The 16182-nt window shown below is 63.9% G+C and carries 18 protein-coding genes; 6 read left to right on the top strand and 12 right to left on the bottom strand.

Annotated elements, in window-relative coordinates; all coding sequences use genetic code 11:
* Positions 1 to 11: 11 nt before the first annotated feature.
* The 11 genes from fliP to fliF all read right to left on the bottom strand — a co-directional run bounded on the left by fliP (position 12) and on the right by fliF (position 10571).
* On the bottom strand, positions 12 to 707 hold the full coding sequence (gene fliP / locus JY96_RS20025) for a flagellar type III secretion system pore protein FliP (protein ID WP_235334060.1): 696 nt from the start codon (positions 705 to 707) through the stop codon (positions 12 to 14).
* A gap of 77 nt (positions 708 to 784) precedes the next feature.
* Positions 785 to 1135, bottom strand: a complete 351-nt coding sequence (locus JY96_RS20020; RefSeq protein WP_035040101.1) for a flagellar biosynthetic protein FliO — start codon at positions 1133 to 1135, stop codon at positions 785 to 787.
* Between the two features lie 13 nt (positions 1136 to 1148).
* Complete coding sequence (gene fliN, locus JY96_RS20015) at positions 1149 to 1628, bottom strand: flagellar motor switch protein FliN (RefSeq protein ID WP_035040098.1); 480 nt, start codon at positions 1626 to 1628, stop codon at positions 1149 to 1151.
* Entirely contained in the window at positions 1621 to 2622 is a 1002-nt protein-coding gene (fliM, locus tag JY96_RS20010; RefSeq protein WP_035040096.1) for a flagellar motor switch protein FliM, read from the bottom strand. Before fliM ends, fliN begins: the two co-directional genes overlap by 8 nt.
* Before the next feature lie 45 nt (positions 2623 to 2667).
* Positions 2668 to 3315, bottom strand: coding sequence for a flagellar basal body-associated protein FliL (gene fliL, locus JY96_RS20005; RefSeq protein WP_035040094.1), 648 nt, complete (start codon positions 3313 to 3315; stop codon positions 2668 to 2670).
* Positions 3316 to 3476: 161 nt separating this feature from the next.
* On the bottom strand, positions 3477 to 4874 hold the full coding sequence (locus tag JY96_RS20000) for a flagellar hook-length control protein FliK (protein ID WP_081961482.1): 1398 nt from the start codon (positions 4872 to 4874) through the stop codon (positions 3477 to 3479).
* Positions 4875 to 4913: 39 nt separating this feature from the next.
* Positions 4914 to 5399: a flagellar export protein FliJ gene (gene fliJ / locus JY96_RS19995; RefSeq protein ID WP_081961480.1), complete on the bottom strand. Its 486-nt coding sequence runs from the start codon at positions 5397 to 5399 to the stop codon at positions 4914 to 4916.
* 44 nt (positions 5400 to 5443) lie between these two features.
* A complete protein-coding gene (gene fliI / locus JY96_RS19990) occupies positions 5444 to 6874 on the bottom strand; it encodes a flagellar protein export ATPase FliI (RefSeq protein WP_369796180.1) in 1431 nt (476 codons plus the stop codon).
* Positions 6871 to 7962 carry a FliH/SctL family protein gene (locus JY96_RS22595; RefSeq protein ID WP_052162789.1) on the bottom strand — a complete coding sequence of 364 codons (1092 nt, stop codon included), beginning with the start codon at positions 7960 to 7962 and terminating at the stop codon, positions 6871 to 6873. The genes fliI and JY96_RS22595 overlap by 4 nt, the downstream gene beginning before the upstream one ends.
* On the bottom strand, positions 7949 to 8944 hold the full coding sequence (gene fliG, locus JY96_RS19980; protein ID WP_035040088.1) for a flagellar motor switch protein FliG: 996 nt from the start codon (positions 8942 to 8944) through the stop codon (positions 7949 to 7951). Before fliG ends, JY96_RS22595 begins: the two co-directional genes overlap by 14 nt.
* A 16-nt stretch (positions 8945 to 8960) precedes the next feature.
* On the bottom strand, positions 8961 to 10571 hold the full coding sequence (fliF, locus tag JY96_RS19975; protein WP_235333996.1) for a flagellar basal-body MS-ring/collar protein FliF: 1611 nt from the start codon (positions 10569 to 10571) through the stop codon (positions 8961 to 8963).
* A gap of 303 nt (positions 10572 to 10874) precedes the next feature.
* On the opposite strand from fliF, the gene fliE reads away from it, so the two are divergent.
* The 6 genes from fliE to bamC all read left to right on the top strand — a co-directional run bounded on the left by fliE (position 10875) and on the right by bamC (position 15779).
* Positions 10875 to 11225 (top strand): flagellar hook-basal body complex protein FliE, encoded by a 351-nt coding sequence (gene fliE, locus JY96_RS19970; RefSeq protein ID WP_035040083.1) that lies wholly within the window; start codon positions 10875 to 10877, stop codon positions 11223 to 11225.
* 138 nt (positions 11226 to 11363) lie between these two features.
* Positions 11364 to 12623, top strand: coding sequence for an MFS transporter (locus JY96_RS19965; protein WP_235333995.1), 1260 nt, complete (start codon positions 11364 to 11366; stop codon positions 12621 to 12623).
* Positions 12620 to 12754 carry a hypothetical protein gene (locus tag JY96_RS24170; RefSeq protein WP_255352706.1) on the top strand — a complete coding sequence of 45 codons (135 nt, stop codon included), beginning with the start codon at positions 12620 to 12622 and terminating at the stop codon, positions 12752 to 12754. Before JY96_RS19965 ends, JY96_RS24170 begins: the two co-directional genes overlap by 4 nt.
* Before the next feature lies 1 nt (position 12755).
* Positions 12756 to 13568 carry an SDR family oxidoreductase gene (locus tag JY96_RS19960; protein WP_035040078.1) on the top strand — a complete coding sequence of 271 codons (813 nt, stop codon included), beginning with the start codon at positions 12756 to 12758 and terminating at the stop codon, positions 13566 to 13568.
* Between the two features lie 125 nt (positions 13569 to 13693).
* A complete protein-coding gene (gene dapA / locus JY96_RS19955; RefSeq protein ID WP_035040075.1) occupies positions 13694 to 14575 on the top strand; it encodes a 4-hydroxy-tetrahydrodipicolinate synthase in 882 nt (293 codons plus the stop codon).
* Positions 14576 to 14636: 61 nt separating this feature from the next.
* A complete protein-coding gene (gene bamC, locus JY96_RS19950) occupies positions 14637 to 15779 on the top strand; it encodes an outer membrane protein assembly factor BamC (RefSeq protein WP_035040072.1) in 1143 nt (380 codons plus the stop codon).
* A gap of 146 nt (positions 15780 to 15925) precedes the next feature.
* On the opposite strand, the gene JY96_RS22985 is transcribed toward bamC, so the two are convergent.
* A complete protein-coding gene (locus JY96_RS22985; RefSeq protein ID WP_035040070.1) occupies positions 15926 to 16147 on the bottom strand; it encodes a hypothetical protein in 222 nt (73 codons plus the stop codon).
* Positions 16148 to 16182 lie beyond the last annotated feature (35 nt).

The following is a 16182-nucleotide window of genomic DNA, read 5'->3' as shown; positions in this document are numbered from 1 at the left end:
TATTGCACTTCTTATTGCACGAAGCTGGCAGCCAGCGAGCCCAGCAACAGGTTCCAGCCATCGGCCAGCACGAACAGCATCAGCTTGAAGGGCAGCGCCACCATCACGGGTGAAAGCATCATCATCCCCAGGCTCATCAACACACTGGCCACGATCATGTCGATCACCAGGAAGGGAATGAAGATCAGGAAACCGATCTGGAAGGCGGACTTCAACTCGCTGGTGACAAAGGCCGGCACCAGCACGCGAAACGGCACGGTCTCGGGCTTGACGTCGCCCTCGATCTTGGCGAGCTTGACGAACAGGCCCAGGTCGGACTGGCGGGTCTGCTTGAGCATGAAGGCGCGCATGGGGCCCTGGCCACGCTCCAGCGCTTCGTTGAAGCTGATCTGGTTGGCAGCGAAAGGCTCGTAGGCGTCCTTGTAGACCTTGTCCAGCGTGGGGCCCATGACGAACATGGTCAGGAACAGCGACAGGCCGATCACGACCTGGTTGGGTGGCGCCGCCTGCGTGCCAATGGCCTGGCGCATCAGGCTCAGCACGATGGCGATGCGGGTGAAGCCCGTCATCATCAGCAGCACGGCGGGCAGGAAGCTCAGTGCCGTGAAGAACAGCAAGGTCTGCACAGGCACCGAATAGCTGGTGCCACCAGCGCCCTGCCCCACGAGCAAAGGCAAGGTGCTGCTGCCGCCGGCGCTTTGCGCCATGGCCGTGGACGAACCCAGAACCAGCACGGACACCAGCGCGGTACTCAGCCAGCCCTTGGAAACCGAAGCAGCGCGCATCAGGCTTGCCCCTTGTCTTGCTGGCCCAGCGAGCGGCGCAGCAAATTGGTGAAAGATGGTGTGGCGTTGTCGCCAGCGGGAACAGCCTGAGGCGCCATGGTGTGCAGCGTGTGGATGTTCTGCGCGGTCACGCCCAGCACCAGCCACTTGCGGTCATCACCTGTGCCCACTTCCACGGTCACCAGGCGTTGGCCCGGCCCGAGGCTCATCTGGTTGATGGGCTTGATCAGCGCTTGCGTGGCACCCACGGTGCCATTGGCCAGGCCGGAGCGCTTCAAGGCCCACAAGGTCAGCGGGATCAGGGCCACGATGCCCAGGAACCAGATCACGGTCAAACCGGTAGATGGCATGTCAGGTCGATCCTCAGTTGCCCTTGCTCAGGCGGCGCATGCGCTCGGACGGCGTCACGATATCCGTCAGCCGGATACCGAACTTGTCGTTGACCACCACCACTTCACCCTGCGCGATCAGGAAGCCGTTGACCAGCACGTCCATGGGTTCGCCGGCCATCGCGTCCAGTTCCACCACCGAGCCCTGCGCCAATTGCAGGATGTTCTTGATGGGGATGCGGGTGCGGCCCAGCTCCACCGTCAGCTGAACCGGGATGTCCAGGATCATGCTGATGTCGTTGCCAGCCGAGCTGGCCTGGGCCGGCGCGAAGTTGGCGAATGCGGCCGGCGTCATCTGCGGCTGGGCATTGGTCACTTCGCTGGCAGCGTTGGCGAACTCGTCCATGTCAGGTTGCGGTGTGGCGGCCTGTTGCGCCAGCGCGGCCTCCCATTCGGCGGCCATGGCGTCCTGTTCGGCGTTGCCACCAGACTCGGGCGGGAATTCTTCAGACATTGTGGTCTCCAAGCCAACTCATGTTGCCGGCGGTCAGAAGCTTGTCGATACGCAAGGAGTACTTGTTGTTCGACGTACCGTAATAACAGTCAAAAACGGGCACACCGTCCACCTTGGCCTGGATGACTTTTTCCAGGTCCAGCTCGATGAAGTCGCCGGGCTTGAAGGCCAGCAACTGCTCGACGGTGGCGGGCGCATGCGCCAGCTCGGCCACCAGCTCCACCTCGGCGGACTGGATCTGCTGTGTCAACAGCTTCACCCAACGGCGGTCAGGCTCGGCCGAGTCGCCCTGGATGGACGAGAACAGGATGTCGCGGATGGGCTCCAGCGTCGCGTACGGGATGCAGATGTGGATGGTGCCGCTGGTGTCGCCGATTTCCAGCGTGAACGAGCAGCACACCACGATCTCGCTGGGCGTGGCCACGGTGGCGAACTGGGGTTGCATCTCCGAGCGCTGGTAGTCCAGTTCGACGGGGTAGATGCCGTGCCAGGACTTCTTGTACTCGGCGGTGATGACCTCGACCAGGCGGTGGATCACACGCTGTTCGGTGGCCGAGAAATCACGGCCTTCGATGCGGGTGTGGAACTTGCCGACGCCGCCAAACAGCGCGTCGATCACGCCGAACACCAGGGTCGGGTCGCACACGATCAGGCCGGAACCACGCAAGGGGCGCACGGCCATGATGTTGAAGTTCGTGGGCACCACGATCTCGCGCAGGAAGGCGCTGTACTTCTGCACCTTGATGCCGCCCACCGACACTTCCGGCGATTTGCGGATCAGGTTGAACAAGCCGATGCGGATGTTGCGCGCAAAACGCTCGTTGATGATTTCCATGGTGGGCATGCGCCCACGCACGATGCGTTCTTGCTGAGCCAGGTTGTAGTCGCGAATGCCTTCCTTGGGCGCTTCTTCCTGCTCCAACTTCTGGCTCTCGCCGGTGATGCCTTGCAAGAGGGCATCAACTTCGTCTTGTGAGAGGATTTGCTGGTTCATGGCCTGAGGACTTCCGGGACCGTTGACAAGGGGCTCAGCTGGACATCACTGGATGATGAAGTTCGAGTAATGCACTTGAACAATCGGGTTGTAAGGCTCGGCCTTCTTCTTTTTCTTCTTCTTTTTCTTGGGGGCTTCGTCGTCGGCGGCAGCCGGGTCCTCTTCTTCGGGCTCGGCGACCTCGTACCCCATGGCGCGTGCCGCTTCGCGGCGGATTTCTTGTGCCAGCTTCAGCTTGCCCTCGGAGCTCAGCAACTCGTCAGACGATTTGTGCGACAGGATCAGCAAGATGGCGTTGCGGATGGCCGGCATATAGGCCTTCATCTCGTCAGCCATGTGCGGGTCTTCAACCTGCAAGGTGATGCCGATCTGGGCAAAACGCTCGGAGTCGCGGTCGGACAGGTTGACGATGAAGGGTTCCAGCGGCACAAAAGCGGGCGGCGTGCCGTGATCGCCCTTGCCGTGTTCGGCCTTCTTGGCTTCCTTGGCGGGACTGGCGCCATCACCACCATCTTCTTCGTCCGCAGCCGCGGCGGCGGCTTCGGCCTCGGCAGCCTTTTTCTTCATGATGAAGAAGGCCCCGCCTCCGCCCAGAACCAGGAGCAGGACGACGGCAGCAATGATGATGATGAGCTTCTTGGGGCCCTTCTTGGGGGCTTCGCCTTCGGCCGGGGCGGCGGGGGCAGCTGACATTCGTGTATCTCCTGGTGTTCATGACAGGGCGCCAAAAAGTGCCGCTGCCATGTGAGGATTATTCGAAGTCAGCGCCGTCGCAATGGATCAATAAACGATGGGAAAGTCGCTTGATTCCCGGCGGCGGCCTGTGCGGGCCTCTTGAGAGGCTCGGGCAAGGCTCAGGCGTAGAGGTCCAGACCGCCCAGGCGGCCAGGACGAGGTGCGGCAACCGCTCGCATGCTGGCGGGCTCTACGCCCGTATCGGCATCATCACGGCCGGACGCACCGGTTCCGCGACCGTTACCGCCTTGTGCCTGGGCAAAGTTCTGGTCGAACTGCTGCTGCGATGTCTGCGAGGAAACATCACCGCCGGTCATGTTCAACCCGACGTCACTCAGGGCGCTCGACAGCATCGGGAGGCTGGCTTCGATGGCCTTTCTCGTTTCTAACGCCGCGGCGGCGAAATCCACCTGCGCCGTTTGGCCATCGAGTGAAATTTTCACGTTGATCGGTCCCATGTCTGCCGGGTTGAGGTGCAACTCGGCCGTCATCGAGCCATCGTCCTTGGCCGAACCCACCCACATGCTGACCTTGTCGGCCAGTGCCTGGGCGAAATCGGGCGAATCCAGCGGGGTGCTCAGCGTGGCGGATTCATGGCGCGCCACGTTGCCGGCCTCGCTGGTGCCAAAGCCCGCGCCTTTGATGCCGCCGCCAGCCACCAGGCCGGCCAACGGGTCCACGTCCACCTTGCTCTCTTGCGCCCGGCCCGACTGCCCCAACAGGGCGTCAACCTGCAGGCTGGCGGTGCTGCTGGCGCTTTGCCACAAGGGGTTGTCCAGGGCAATGGCACCTTGTGCGCCCGCGGCTTTGGGGTCCAGCAAGGCGGCGTCCTGCGCATGGCCATCCGTGCCCTGCAGTTGTGCGGTGCTCGTACCCGAAGCGTCGCCCTGTACGTCGCCCGCCACGGCCTTGCCATGGGCCAGGTCACCGTGGGTCAGGCTGGCCAGCCAGGCCATCATGCCGGCGGCGTCACCCGCCTGAATCGTGGCGGGCGGTGTGAGTTCACGCACTACAGCAGCCCCATCACCGGTGGCCGTGCTGAACTTCACTTCGTCCTGATCGTCCTTGTCGGCATCATCCTTCTTGTCAACCTTGTCGCCTGCCTTGGCGGCCTTGTTGCCGGCAGCGTCCTTGCGCGTCGTGCTGGCGGGGCGGCTGTCAACCTTGTCGGCGTCATCGTCCGCCTGTTGAGCCGTCTGCTCGGCAGGTTTGTTCTCAACGGACTTGTTGGCCAGCATCGCTTGCTGGCGCTGGCGAGCCAGGGCCTGCTCCGCAGCTCGTGCGTTCGCATTGGGCTGTGCAGAAGGCGCCTTGGCCGGCTCGGTATGGGCTTTTTTAGGCGCGTCACTGGCGGTCACGGTGTGTTTGTCCATCCACTGGGCAAACGCCATCTGCTGGCTCTGGCCATCGCCGCCCTGCGTGCCGAAACGCGCCAGCAGATCGCTGATGGCGGGAGACACGCCGTTCACACCGGGGTTCATGCCCGAGTTTGTCGTCGATTTGATCGGTGTAGCCATGATGTGATCCTTATCTGATGACCCGGTCCAGCCCGGCCGTCATCCAAGCGAACCGGACGCCAGCGGGTTGCTGCCTGCGCCCAGCCCCTGACTCATCCGGCCTGCGCGCGAAGCGATTTCATCGGTGGCTTTCTGCTCCTGCCGGTTCTGCTTCGTCTGCAGTTCGGCAAGCCTTCTGTCCATCAATTGCGCCACCGCAGCCACCTTGCGCTCGCGCTCTATCAGCAGAGCACGGCAACGGTCCATGTACAGGCGAGCCTGCTCTACCCTCTTATCCTGATCCGAAACGGCCTCGGCCAATCGCTGCATGAAGTCCTGATAACACCGCATGATCTCCATTCCACCCGTCTGGCGAAATTGAGCCTGCCAGCGTTGCTGGTATTCGCGACGCCAGTCTGACAAGGACTGCGCCTGTTGGCGGGCCGCTTCATAAGCCCTTTTGCCGCCTTCGAGTTCGGCCACAGCCTCGTCCCGAGCCTTCTCCGCAGATTCCAGTACAACCATCAGCGATGAATTGGCGCTCATGAAATGGGTCCCCTGCCCTGTCGGGCTTGACTACTCAGACAACATCAACCGGAAACGATCTGGTGCAGCTCCGCCACGCTGTCATGCATGTGCGAAGGCGTGTGCATGTCCTGCTGCAGCAGGTTGACCATGTGCGGGTGCAGCTTGACGGCCAGATCCAGGTCATGATCGCCACCCGGGGTGTAGGCGCCCAGCTGGATCAGATCACGCGCCTTGCTGTAGCGCGACCACAGTTGGCGGAAACGGCGGGCATCGTCGATGTGGTGGCTGTCCGCCACGTTGTGCATCACACGGGAGGCAGATCGCTCGATGTCAATGGCCGGGAAGTGGCCCGATTCGGCCAGCTCGCGTGACAGCACGATGTGGCCATCCAGGATGGCGCGGGCCGCGTCGGCAATCGGGTCCTGCTGGTCATCGCCTTCAGACAGCACGGTGTAGAACGCCGTGATCGAGCCGTGGCCGTTGAGGCCGTTGCCGCTGCGCTCCACCAGTTGGGGCAGCTTGGCAAAACACGATGGCGGGTAGCCCTTGGTGGCAGGTGGCTCGCCAATGGCCAGGGCAATTTCACGCTGTGCCATGGCGTAGCGGGTGAGCGAATCCATCAACAGCAGCACGTGCAGGCCCTGATCGCGGAAATGCTCGGCCACGGCCGTGGCGTAGCTGGCGCCCTGCATGCGGGTCAGCGGCGGCGCATCAGCAGGTGCCGCCACCACGACCGAGCGGGCCAGGCCCTCTTCGCCCAGGATGTCTTCGATGAATTCCTTGACTTCACGGCCCCGTTCGCCGATCAGGCCCACGACGATGACGTCGGCCTGGGTGTAGCGCGCCATCATACCCAACAGCACGGATTTACCCACGCCGGAGCCGGCAAACAGGCCAATCCGCTGGCCACGGCCCACGGTGAGCATCGAATTGATGGCGCGCACGCCGGTGTCCAGCGGCTGGCGCACCGGGTCGCGCTCCATGGCGTTGATGGGGCGGCGCGCCAGTGGCTCGCTGCGCACGTGCTGCAACGGGCCCTTGCGGTCCAGTGGTTCACCTTGGGCATTCACCACGCGGCCCAGCAGGCCACTGCCGACGGGCAGATGACGGGTGCGGTCTTCGCTGCGGCGCCATGGGTGATTGGGGCGGCCCAGGATCGGCGGGTTGATCGGGATCGTGCGCGGCACCACGCGGGCGCCGCTGGAAAGACCGTGCACTTCAGCCGTGGGCATGAGGTAGGCACGGTCACCGGCAAAACCGACCACTTCGGCCAGCACGGGCGTCGATTCCAGGCGGGTTTCGGAGTGGATTTCGCACACAGCCCCCACCGGCAGGCGCAAACCCGCAGCTTCCAGCACCAGGCCGGCCACCCGGACCAGCTTGCCCTGGTTCTCCAGCGGCAGCCGCGCGCCGGCGCAGGCATCGAGGTCGTCCAGGAACCGGTTCCAGCGGTCCATGGCCACATCGTGGTTGACGCGAATGGGCATGTTCATACTTCACCCTCCCCACGCGGCGCAGCCGACACTTCGGCTTCGCTCTCAGGCCAATCATCCAACTCATCCGCCCCTTCTGGCAAGCGGACTTCGGTCGAACCGAGCGCTTCCTTGCCATCGTTCCAGGGGGCGTTGTGCCCCAGGGAAGCCGCTGCGCGGTCCCAACGGGCCTCCACCGAGGCATCCACCACGGCAATGTCCGACTCCACCACGCAACCACCGCGGGTGATGCTGGCATCAGGCACCATGCGGGCACCACGCGCGGCCAGCACATCCGTCAGCTGCGCTTGCGCCATGGCGTGGTCGTCCGGATTCAGCCGCAGCACGATCTGGCGGGCCGAAGCCAGCAAGGTCGTCAGCGCCTGCTCGGCCACGTCCACCACCACTTCCGGGTTCTGCTTGAGCTCGCTGCGCACCACCTGGCGCGCCAGCTCCAGCGCCACGCCAGCAATGCGGCCAGCCAGTTGCTGCTCCAGCGACTCCAGCCGCTGGTGGAAATCCGAAGCGAGCACGCCAACCTGGTCACTCATGTAGGCGGCCATCTGGGCAGCCTGGGTCTGTTTGTAGCTCTCCAGGGCGGCCAGGCCATTGCGGTAGCCATCCTGGTAACCCGTCTGGCGGGCCTCGCGCACCAACTCTTCCACGTCTGGTGCAGGCGGTGCGGGGGGCGCCTCGGCGGCCTTGCTGGGCGCTTCAGTCGGGGTTTCGCCGGGCACGCCGCCCACGATCGGTCGTTTGGCAGCAGCTGGCTTGGCTTGAGCAGGTTTGGCCGCAGCTGATGCGGCAGGAGCAGCGCCACCCGTGGCTTGCGGCGCATGCCGGGCGCCATTGGCCTTCATATTGGGCGGGCGCATCTCGGCGGCGGCGCGCTCGGCCAGCGTGGGCTTGCGCACCCCCCCCTCTTCGCCATTGGCGGGCCTGGCAGGCTGCTCGAAGGTTTCCGGCGCCCAGGCCGAGAAGGCACCCAGCTCTTCGCGAGGGATGAAACGCGTGTACGAATTGGGCGCCGACGTGCTGTTGCTGCCGTTGCTGCCGTTGCCATTTGGCTGAGCGCCGCCAGGCGGGTTGCCCGGCTTAGACGTATTCATCGTCGCCTCCGCTGGCCAGCGTGATCTGGCCTTCGTCGGCCAGGCGTCTCACGATCTTCAGCAGTTCCTTCTGCTCGGCTTCCACTTCGGACAGCTTGACCGGGCCGCGGGATTCGAGGTCCTCGCGCAGCGTTTCGGCCGCACGGCTGGACATGTTCTTGAACACCTTCTCGCGGATCTCGGGCGAACCACCCTTGAGCGCGATGATGAGCGATTCGGTCTGCACTTCCTTGAGCAGGGCCTGGAAGCCCTTGTCGTCCAGCTTGATCAGGTCGTCGAAGGTGAACATGTTGTCCATGATCTTCTGCGCCAGATCGCCGTCGGCCTCGCGGATGTAATCCAGGATAGAGGTCTCGTGGCTGGAGCCCATCAGGTTGATGATTTCCGCAGCGGGCTTGGCGCCACCCAGCGAGGCCTTGCGCAGCTGCGTGCCACCGGCCAGCACGCGCGACAGCACCTCATTGAGGTCCTTCAAGGCCGAAGGCTGGATGCCGTCCAGCGTGGCGATGCGCACCATCACCTCGTTGCGGTGGCGATCAGAGAAACACTTCAGCACCGACGAAGACTGGTCCGGATCCAGGTGGACCAGGATGGCCGCCACGATCTGCGGGTGCTCGTTGCGCAGCAGTTCGGCCACAGAGCCCGGGTCCATCCACTTCAGGCTTTCGATGCCGGTGACGTCGCTGCCCTGGATGATCCGGTCGATCAGCAGATTGGCCTTCTCATCGCCCAGCGCCTTGCGCAACACGGCCTTGATGTACTCGTCCGTATCGGGCACCAGCATGCCCATCTCGGTCGACTCCTTGGAGAAACGGTCCAGCACATTGCCGATGCGATCCTTGTTGATCGTCTTCATCTTGGCAATGGTCTCGCCCAGGCACTGGACTTCCTTGGGCTCCAGGTGCTTGAACACCTCGGACGCCTCTTCCTCACCCAGTGACATCAGCAGGATGGCGGCGTCTTCGAGACCTTTGTCGTCCATGGCTCTCAGTCCTCGGTCAGTTGTTCATCCAGCCGCGCACCACGTTGGCCATGGCCATCGGGTTGTCGCGGGCGAACTGGCGGGCAGCGTCCAGACGCTCGTCTGTGGCGGGTGCCTCCAGTCGGGGCATGTGGCCAGCCTGGTTCGTCACGGGCAGCTCTTCGGCGTCGTCCACCACAGCGCTGAGCTTTTGCAGGCGGGCTTCCTCTTCAGGCGTGACCACCGGTTGGGCCGCCTTGATGGCCGGGCGGATCGCGCCAAACACCACGATCAGCGCAGCCAGCGTCAGCGCGCCCGGCACGGCCAGCGTGCGGATCATGTCCACCGTCTCGGGCTGTTTCCACAGCGGCGTGTTGTCCGGTTCTTCCTTGGTCACCTGGAACGGCGCGTTGATCACCTTGACCGAATCACCGCGCTTTTCATCAAAGCCGATGGTCTCGCGCACCAGGGCGGTCAGTTGGTCCAGCTCTTCCTGCTTGAGCGGCTGGGTGGTGGTCTTGCCCTTGGCATCGGTCACCGTGCGGTTGTTGATCACCACAGCGGCGTTCAGGCGCTTGATGCCGCCCGAGGCGTTGCGCGTCACCCGCACGGTCTTGTCCACCTCGTAGTTGGTCACGGCTTCACGGCGGCTGTTGCCCCCCGTGGTGCCACCTTGTGCGGCCTGCAGAGGCTGGGAGGCGCCATTGACCGGTGCCGTCGCGGGCACAGGGGGCTGGTTGCTGGCCGCGCCGGGTACGCCGGAAGGCGTGGCACTGCCCTGCCCGATCTGCTCGGTGGTCTGCTGGCTGCGAATGGATGCCGAAGCCTGCTGCCCCTGGTTGGGCTTGTACTCTTCTGCGGTGGATTCCACCTGCGAGAAATCCAGCTCGGCGTTCACCTGGGCACGCAGATTGTCCTTGCCCACCACCGGCTCCAGGATGTCGCGGATGCGCTGGGTGTAGCTCGATTCGATCTGGCGCACGTACTGCAGCTGCTGCGCGTCCAGGCCGCTTTGATCAGCGCCCTCTTGCGGGCCGGACAACAGCGAACCGCTCTGGTCCACGATGCTCACGGCCTTGGGCGACATTTCCGGCACGCTGGACGACACCAGGTGCACGATGCCGGCGATCTGGCCGCGGTCCAGGGTGCGGCCAGGGTACAAGGTCAGCACCACCGAGGCGGAGGCCTTTTGCTGTTCGCGAAAGAAACCGTTCTGATTGGGCAGCGCCAGGTGCACGCGGGCACTTTGCACGCTGGCCAGGGATTGAATGGAGCGCGTCAGCTCGCCTTCCAGGCCGCGCTGGAAGTTCAGGCGCTCTTGAAATTGGGTCACGCCGAACTTCTGGTTTTCCATCAGCTCGAAGCCGACCACCGAGCCCTTGGGCAAACCGGCCGAGGCCAGCTTCAGGCGCACGTCATGCACCTTGTCGGCCGGCACCAGGATGGCGCCGCCACCATCGGCCATCTTGTAGGGCACCTGCATCTGCTGCAGCTGAGTCAGGATCGCGCCGCCGTCCTTGTCGGACAGGTTGGCGTACAGCACGCGGTAATCACCTTCGCGCCCCCACACCATCATCGCCAGGAAAATGGCGAAGATCGCGGCAATACCACCGGCCAACATCAGCTTGCGCTGCATCGGCAGGGCCATGACCCGCTGGACGAATCCAGGAGGCTGAGCTGGGTCGATCACCATGCCAGGTGAGGCGACAGCAACAGGAGTGGGTTGAGCGACAGTGACTTCCATGGGCGGTCGAGGCGTTGGGCCGCGCATCGAAACAATACGATGCCGCAAACCCGTCGTAACGACCTCATTATTCGGAGTCTGGCCGGGTAAAAGTGCCGGAAACAGCCAGCCAAATGCCGCCCTCTTTCAAGCATGGCGCCGCCAAAGGGTGGGTAGAGTCCAGATCGTGGTGAACTGGATCACGCCCTGTCAGGACTTATCGGCATCATGGACCTGAAACTCAAGCCCTTCGATTTCGCGCAAGCCGCCGCCCGGGCCGGCATGGCCGACGTCGCCCGGCGGGTGGAAGCCAAGACCCGCGCCGAGGCCACCGGCCAGGCATCCGGCATCGACAAACCCAGTTTCCAGACCAGTTTCAGCAGCGCGCTGAACGCGATCAGCCAATCGCAGGCCACGGCCGCGACCATGCAGCGCGAAGTCCAGTTTGATAACCCCACTGTCAGCCTGGAAGAAACCATGGTCGCCATGCAGAAGGCCCAACTCGGCTTCCAATCTGCTGTCCAGGTACGCAACAAGCTTGTGCAGGCGTACACGGATATCATGAACATGCAGGTCTAGCCCACCCCCTACGCGCTGCGCGCGCCCCCTCAAGGGGGCACCACCAGCGGACCGGCGAAGCCGGATCCGCGGTGGTCGCTGGGATGGGGGTTGGGGCATGCTTGCGTGTGTGCTCCCCTTCCCACCATTGAAACTGGCATGACTCAGTTGGCGTCTTCTGACCGCCCCATTCCGATGGGGCAATTGCTTTTGTGCGGCGCGCTGATCGTGACCATGTCCATGGGCATTCGGCACAGCTTTGGCCTGTGGCTGCAGCCCATCACCATGGCCCATGGCTGGACGCGAGAGGATTACTCGATGGCCATGGCCATCCAGAACCTGGTGTGGGGCGCTTCGGGCCCGGTGATTGGCTGGTGGGCCGACCGCAGTGGCGCGTTCAAGGTGCTCTGGGCTGGCGCCCTGCTGTATGCCCTGGGCCTGGTCGGCATGGCCACCGCCAGCCACCACGGCGGCTTCATCCTGACCACCGGTGTGCTCATCGGGTTGGCGCAGGCCTGTAGCACCTACACCGTGATCTTTGGCGTGGTCGGGCGCAATGTCACGGCCTTGCAGCGCTCGTCGGCCATGGGCATCACGGCAGCAGCGGGCTCGTTTGGCCAGTTCCTGATGGTGCCGGTTGCCAGCTTTCTGCTGCACAACATGGACTGGTCCTCGGCGCTGCTGATGCTGGCCGCCACGGCGCTGGTCATCGGGCCACTGGCTTTCGGATTGCGGGAAGCGCGGTTTTCGGCACAGGCGGGTGAGCCCACATCCACATCCGCGTCTTCTGCAACCGATGCCTCACCCGGCGCCTTGCAGGCCCTGGCCGAAGCGTTCCAACACCGCGATTACTTGCTGCTGACCGCCGGCTACTTCGTGTGCGGCTTCCAGCTGGCCTTCATCGGCGTGCACCTGCCCAGTTACCTGAAGGACCACCAGTTGCCACCCCAGGCCGCCACCACCGCCCTGGCCTTGATCGGCCTTTTCAACGTGCTGGGCAGCTATGCAGCGGGCGCACTTGGTGCCCGTCTACGCAAGAACTGGATCCTGTCGAGCATCTACTTCCTGCGCGCCATGGCCATGCTGGCCTTCATCCTGGCACCGCTGTCCACCTGGAGCGTCGGCCTGTTTGCCGCCGCCATGGGCACGCTCTGGCTCTCGACCGTCCCGCCGACCAACGCCATCGTGGCGCAGATGCATGGCATCAAACACCTGTCCATGCTGGGCGGTGTGGTGTTCTTCTCCCATCAGATCGGCTCATTCCTGGGTGTCTGGCTGGCCGGGCGCCTGTATGACTTCACCGGCAGCTACCAGGTCGTCTGGTGGCTGGCCATCGCCTTGGGCTTGCTGGCCGCCACAATCAACCTGCCGATTCAGGAACAACGCACGCCACTGACTCGCAAGGTGGTAGCTGCATGACAGTGCGTACCCGCTGGCGACAAATCGCGCTGATTGTCGCGATCTTGTCAGCCCTGGGCGCCGTGTTCTGTTTATATTGGCGCCCCGAACTGGCCTTCGACCTGGCCACGCGCATCTGGAGTTGTTTCTGATATGTCGACAAAAGTGGTGATCATCACGGGCGCATCCGATGGCATTGGCGCGGAACTCGCCCGCCAGCTTGCTCAAGAAAGCGGCAGCCATGTCGCGCTGGTTCTGGCAGCCAGAAGCAAGGACAAGCTGGAGCAGGTCGCCCAGCAATGCCGCACGCACGGCAGCAAGGTCCTGGTGCGCCCGACCGACGTCGGCCAGGAGGCTGACTGCCGCGCCCTGATCGCCGAAACCATTGCCCAGTTCGGCCGCATCGACACGCTGGTCAACAACGCAGGCATGTCCGCGCACGCACAACTCAGCGAGGTCACCGACATGGCCTGGTACGAGCAACTCATGCGCATCAACCTGTGGGGCAGCGCCTGGTGCACCCATGCTGCCCTGCCCTACATCCAGGCAAGCCAGGGGCGCATCGTGGCCGTCTCCAGCCTGGCCGGGCTGGTGGGGGTCCCCGGGCGCACAGCCTACAGCTCAACCAAGTTCGCCATGACAGGCTTCTTCGAGGCCCTGCGCGTTGAAATGGCGCCGTACGGGGTGTCGGTCACCATCGCTTACCCCGGCGTGGTCGCCACCGAGATCCGCTACCGAGGCTTCGATGCCCACGGGCAGGCCGCTGGCAAGAGTGGCCTGGACGAGTCCGGCGCCATGACGGTCGAGGCCTGCGCACACCTGATCCGTGTTGGCATGGCACGGCGCGAGCGCGACATCGTGATGTCCACCAAGGGCAAGCTCAGCCGATGGATGAAGCTGCTTGCACCCAAGCTGGTCGACAAGCTGGCCATGGCGGCCCTCAAGCGCGAAGTGCGCCCTCATTGAGCTTTGCTGTCCTGACAACCAGATTGCCCGCTCATCCGTTGTCGCATCTGGGGCTTTCACTGAAAGCGCACCGGGATCAAGGCATGTGTCATGGCCGGTAGAATCTCGGGATCAAAGGAATCAGCATGAAACCAATTTTTGGCAGCATCGTTGCGTTGGTCACGCCCATGCATGCAGACGGCAGCGTCGACTACGACACGCTGCGCAAACTGATTGAATGGCACATCGCCGAGGGCACCAACTGCATCGGCGTGGTCGGCACCACGGGCGAATCGCCCACCGTGAACGTCGAAGAGCACCGCGAAATCATCCGCGTAGCGGTCGAACAGGCCGCCGGGCGCGTGCCCATCATGGCTGGTGCGGGTGCCAACTCCACACAAGAAGCCATCGAGCTCAGCGAGTACGCCAAGAAGGTCGGCGCCGACTGCACCCTGCAGGTCGTGCCCTACTACAACAAGCCCACGCAAGAAGGCATCTACCAGCACTTCAAGGCCATCGTCGAAGCGGTGGACATCCCTGTGGTGCTCTACAACGTGCCCGGCCGCACCGTGGCCGACATGCTGCCTGAAACCACCCTGCGCCTGGCCCAGCTGCCCGGCGTGATCGGTGTCAAGGAAGCCACCGGCAACCTCGAGCGCGCCGCCTGGCTGATCAAGCAAGCCCCCAAGGGCTTCTCGATCTACTCCGGTGACGACCCCACCGCCGTGGCCCTGATGCTGCTCGGTGGGCACGGCAACATCAGCGTGACGGCCAACGTGGCACCACGTGGCATGGCCGACCTGTGCAAGGCCGCCATGGCCCAGGATGCCAAGGCCGCGGTCGAGCTGCACATGAAGCTGCTGCCGCTGCACAAGCACCTGTTCGTCGAGCCCAACCCGATCCCGGTGAAATGGGCCCTGGCTCGCATGGGCAAGGTTGGTGGTACGCTGCGCCTGCCGCTGACACCGCTGAGCGAATCTGCCCAGACGGTGGTCGAAGCCGCCTTGCGCGACGCCGGCGTGCTCTGACACAAACTTGGCTCTTACGACACCGCGCCCGGCTCGCGCCGGGAGCAGAACCTCATTACCCATGTCGATCAAACAACGTCACCAGACCACCCTCGTTCTGAGTGCAGCGCTGGCCTCCACGCTCGTCACCTCCGGCTGCTCCTCCATCAGTGACACGCTGGCGGGCGACAAGGTCGACTACCGCACCACCGGCACGCAGAGCGTGCGCCTGGACGTGCCGCCCGACCTGAGCCAGCTGCCCGGCCAGACGCGCTTTGGCCAGGCGCCAGCGCCCGTGGTGAGCGCGTCCAGCCTGCAGCGCGCCAGCGACAAGCCTGATGCCAGCGTCAGCAACGTGGCCCCCAGCAAGGGCAACGGCGTGACCCTGGAACGCCAAGGCCAGATGCGCTGGCTGGCCGTCAACCTGCCGCCCGAACAGATCTGGGGCCAGGTCCGCAGCTTCTGGGCCGACATGGGTTTCGAGCTCACCACCGATCAGCCCGATGTGGGCCTGATGGAAACCAACTGGTCTGAAAACCGAGCCAAGGTGCCGCAAGACGGCACGGTGCGCAAGGCCCTGGGTCGCGTGTTTGACATGCTGTACGACACCGGCGAGCGCGACCAGTACCGCACCCGCATCGAGCGCACGACCACGGGCTGCGAGGTGTACATCAGCCACAAAGGCCTGGTTGAAGAGTACGAAGACGCCAAGAAGGATCACACGACCTGGCGCGTTCGCCCTAGCGACCCCGGCCTGGAAGCGGAAATGTTGTCACGGCTGATGCTCAAGCTGGGCGCCCCCAAGGAAGCGGCAGCCGCAGCCAAGGCAGACAAGCCAGTGGCGGCCACGCCTGCAGTCGCCAGCCAGGCGCGCATGAACGCTGACGGCCTGTCCCTGACGGTGGATGCCGACTACGACACCGCCTGGCGCCGCGTGGGCCTGGCCCTGGATCGCAGCGGCTTCACCGTTGAGAACCGTGACCGCAAACAAGGTTCGTTCGAGGTGCGCCTGTCTGACGGCGACCCGGAAGCCAGCAAGCCAGGCTTCTTCGCCCGCCTGTTTGGCGCCAAGGCTGAAAACCAGGACGGCCTGAGCCACTACCGCGTTCAAGTGCAGGGCCAGGGCAAGAGCAGCCTGGTCAGTGTGCTGAAGGACAACGGTCAACCCACGACGTCCAACACGGCCAAGCGCATTGCCAAGCAACTGCTGGATGAACTGAGCTGATACAGCACGCTTTGACGCGCACAGGATCCCGGCCAATCCAGCCGGGATTTTTTTCGCCTGAATATCCTGGCGCTCAGTTATTTACGCCAAATATGGACGAAAAAAAGCCGCTCCGAAGAGCGGCTTTTTGTACCATCGAACTGGAATTAGTTCGAGGCAGCGCTGGCAGCAGCAGAAGCGGCTTCAGGAGCGGCCGAAGCAGCTTCAGAAGCAGCCGAAGCGGCGGGAGCAGCAGCTTCAGAAGCAGCAGGTGCGACTTCGGAAGCAGCGGAAGCGGCTTCAGCAGCAGCGGGAGCTTCTTCTTTTTTGCCGCAAGCGGTCAGAGCCATAGCAGCGATCAGCGAAGCCAGCAGGAGCGACTTTTTCATGCTTGTGTCCTCAAAAGGAGTGTCAATAAAACCGT

This window comes from Aquabacterium sp. NJ1 (assembly GCF_000768065.1).
Taxonomy (GTDB): Bacteria; Pseudomonadota; Gammaproteobacteria; order Burkholderiales; family Burkholderiaceae_C; genus Aquabacterium.
The sequence above is the reverse complement of the archived record's forward strand: the minus strand, read 5'-3'. Positions and strand labels throughout refer to the sequence as shown.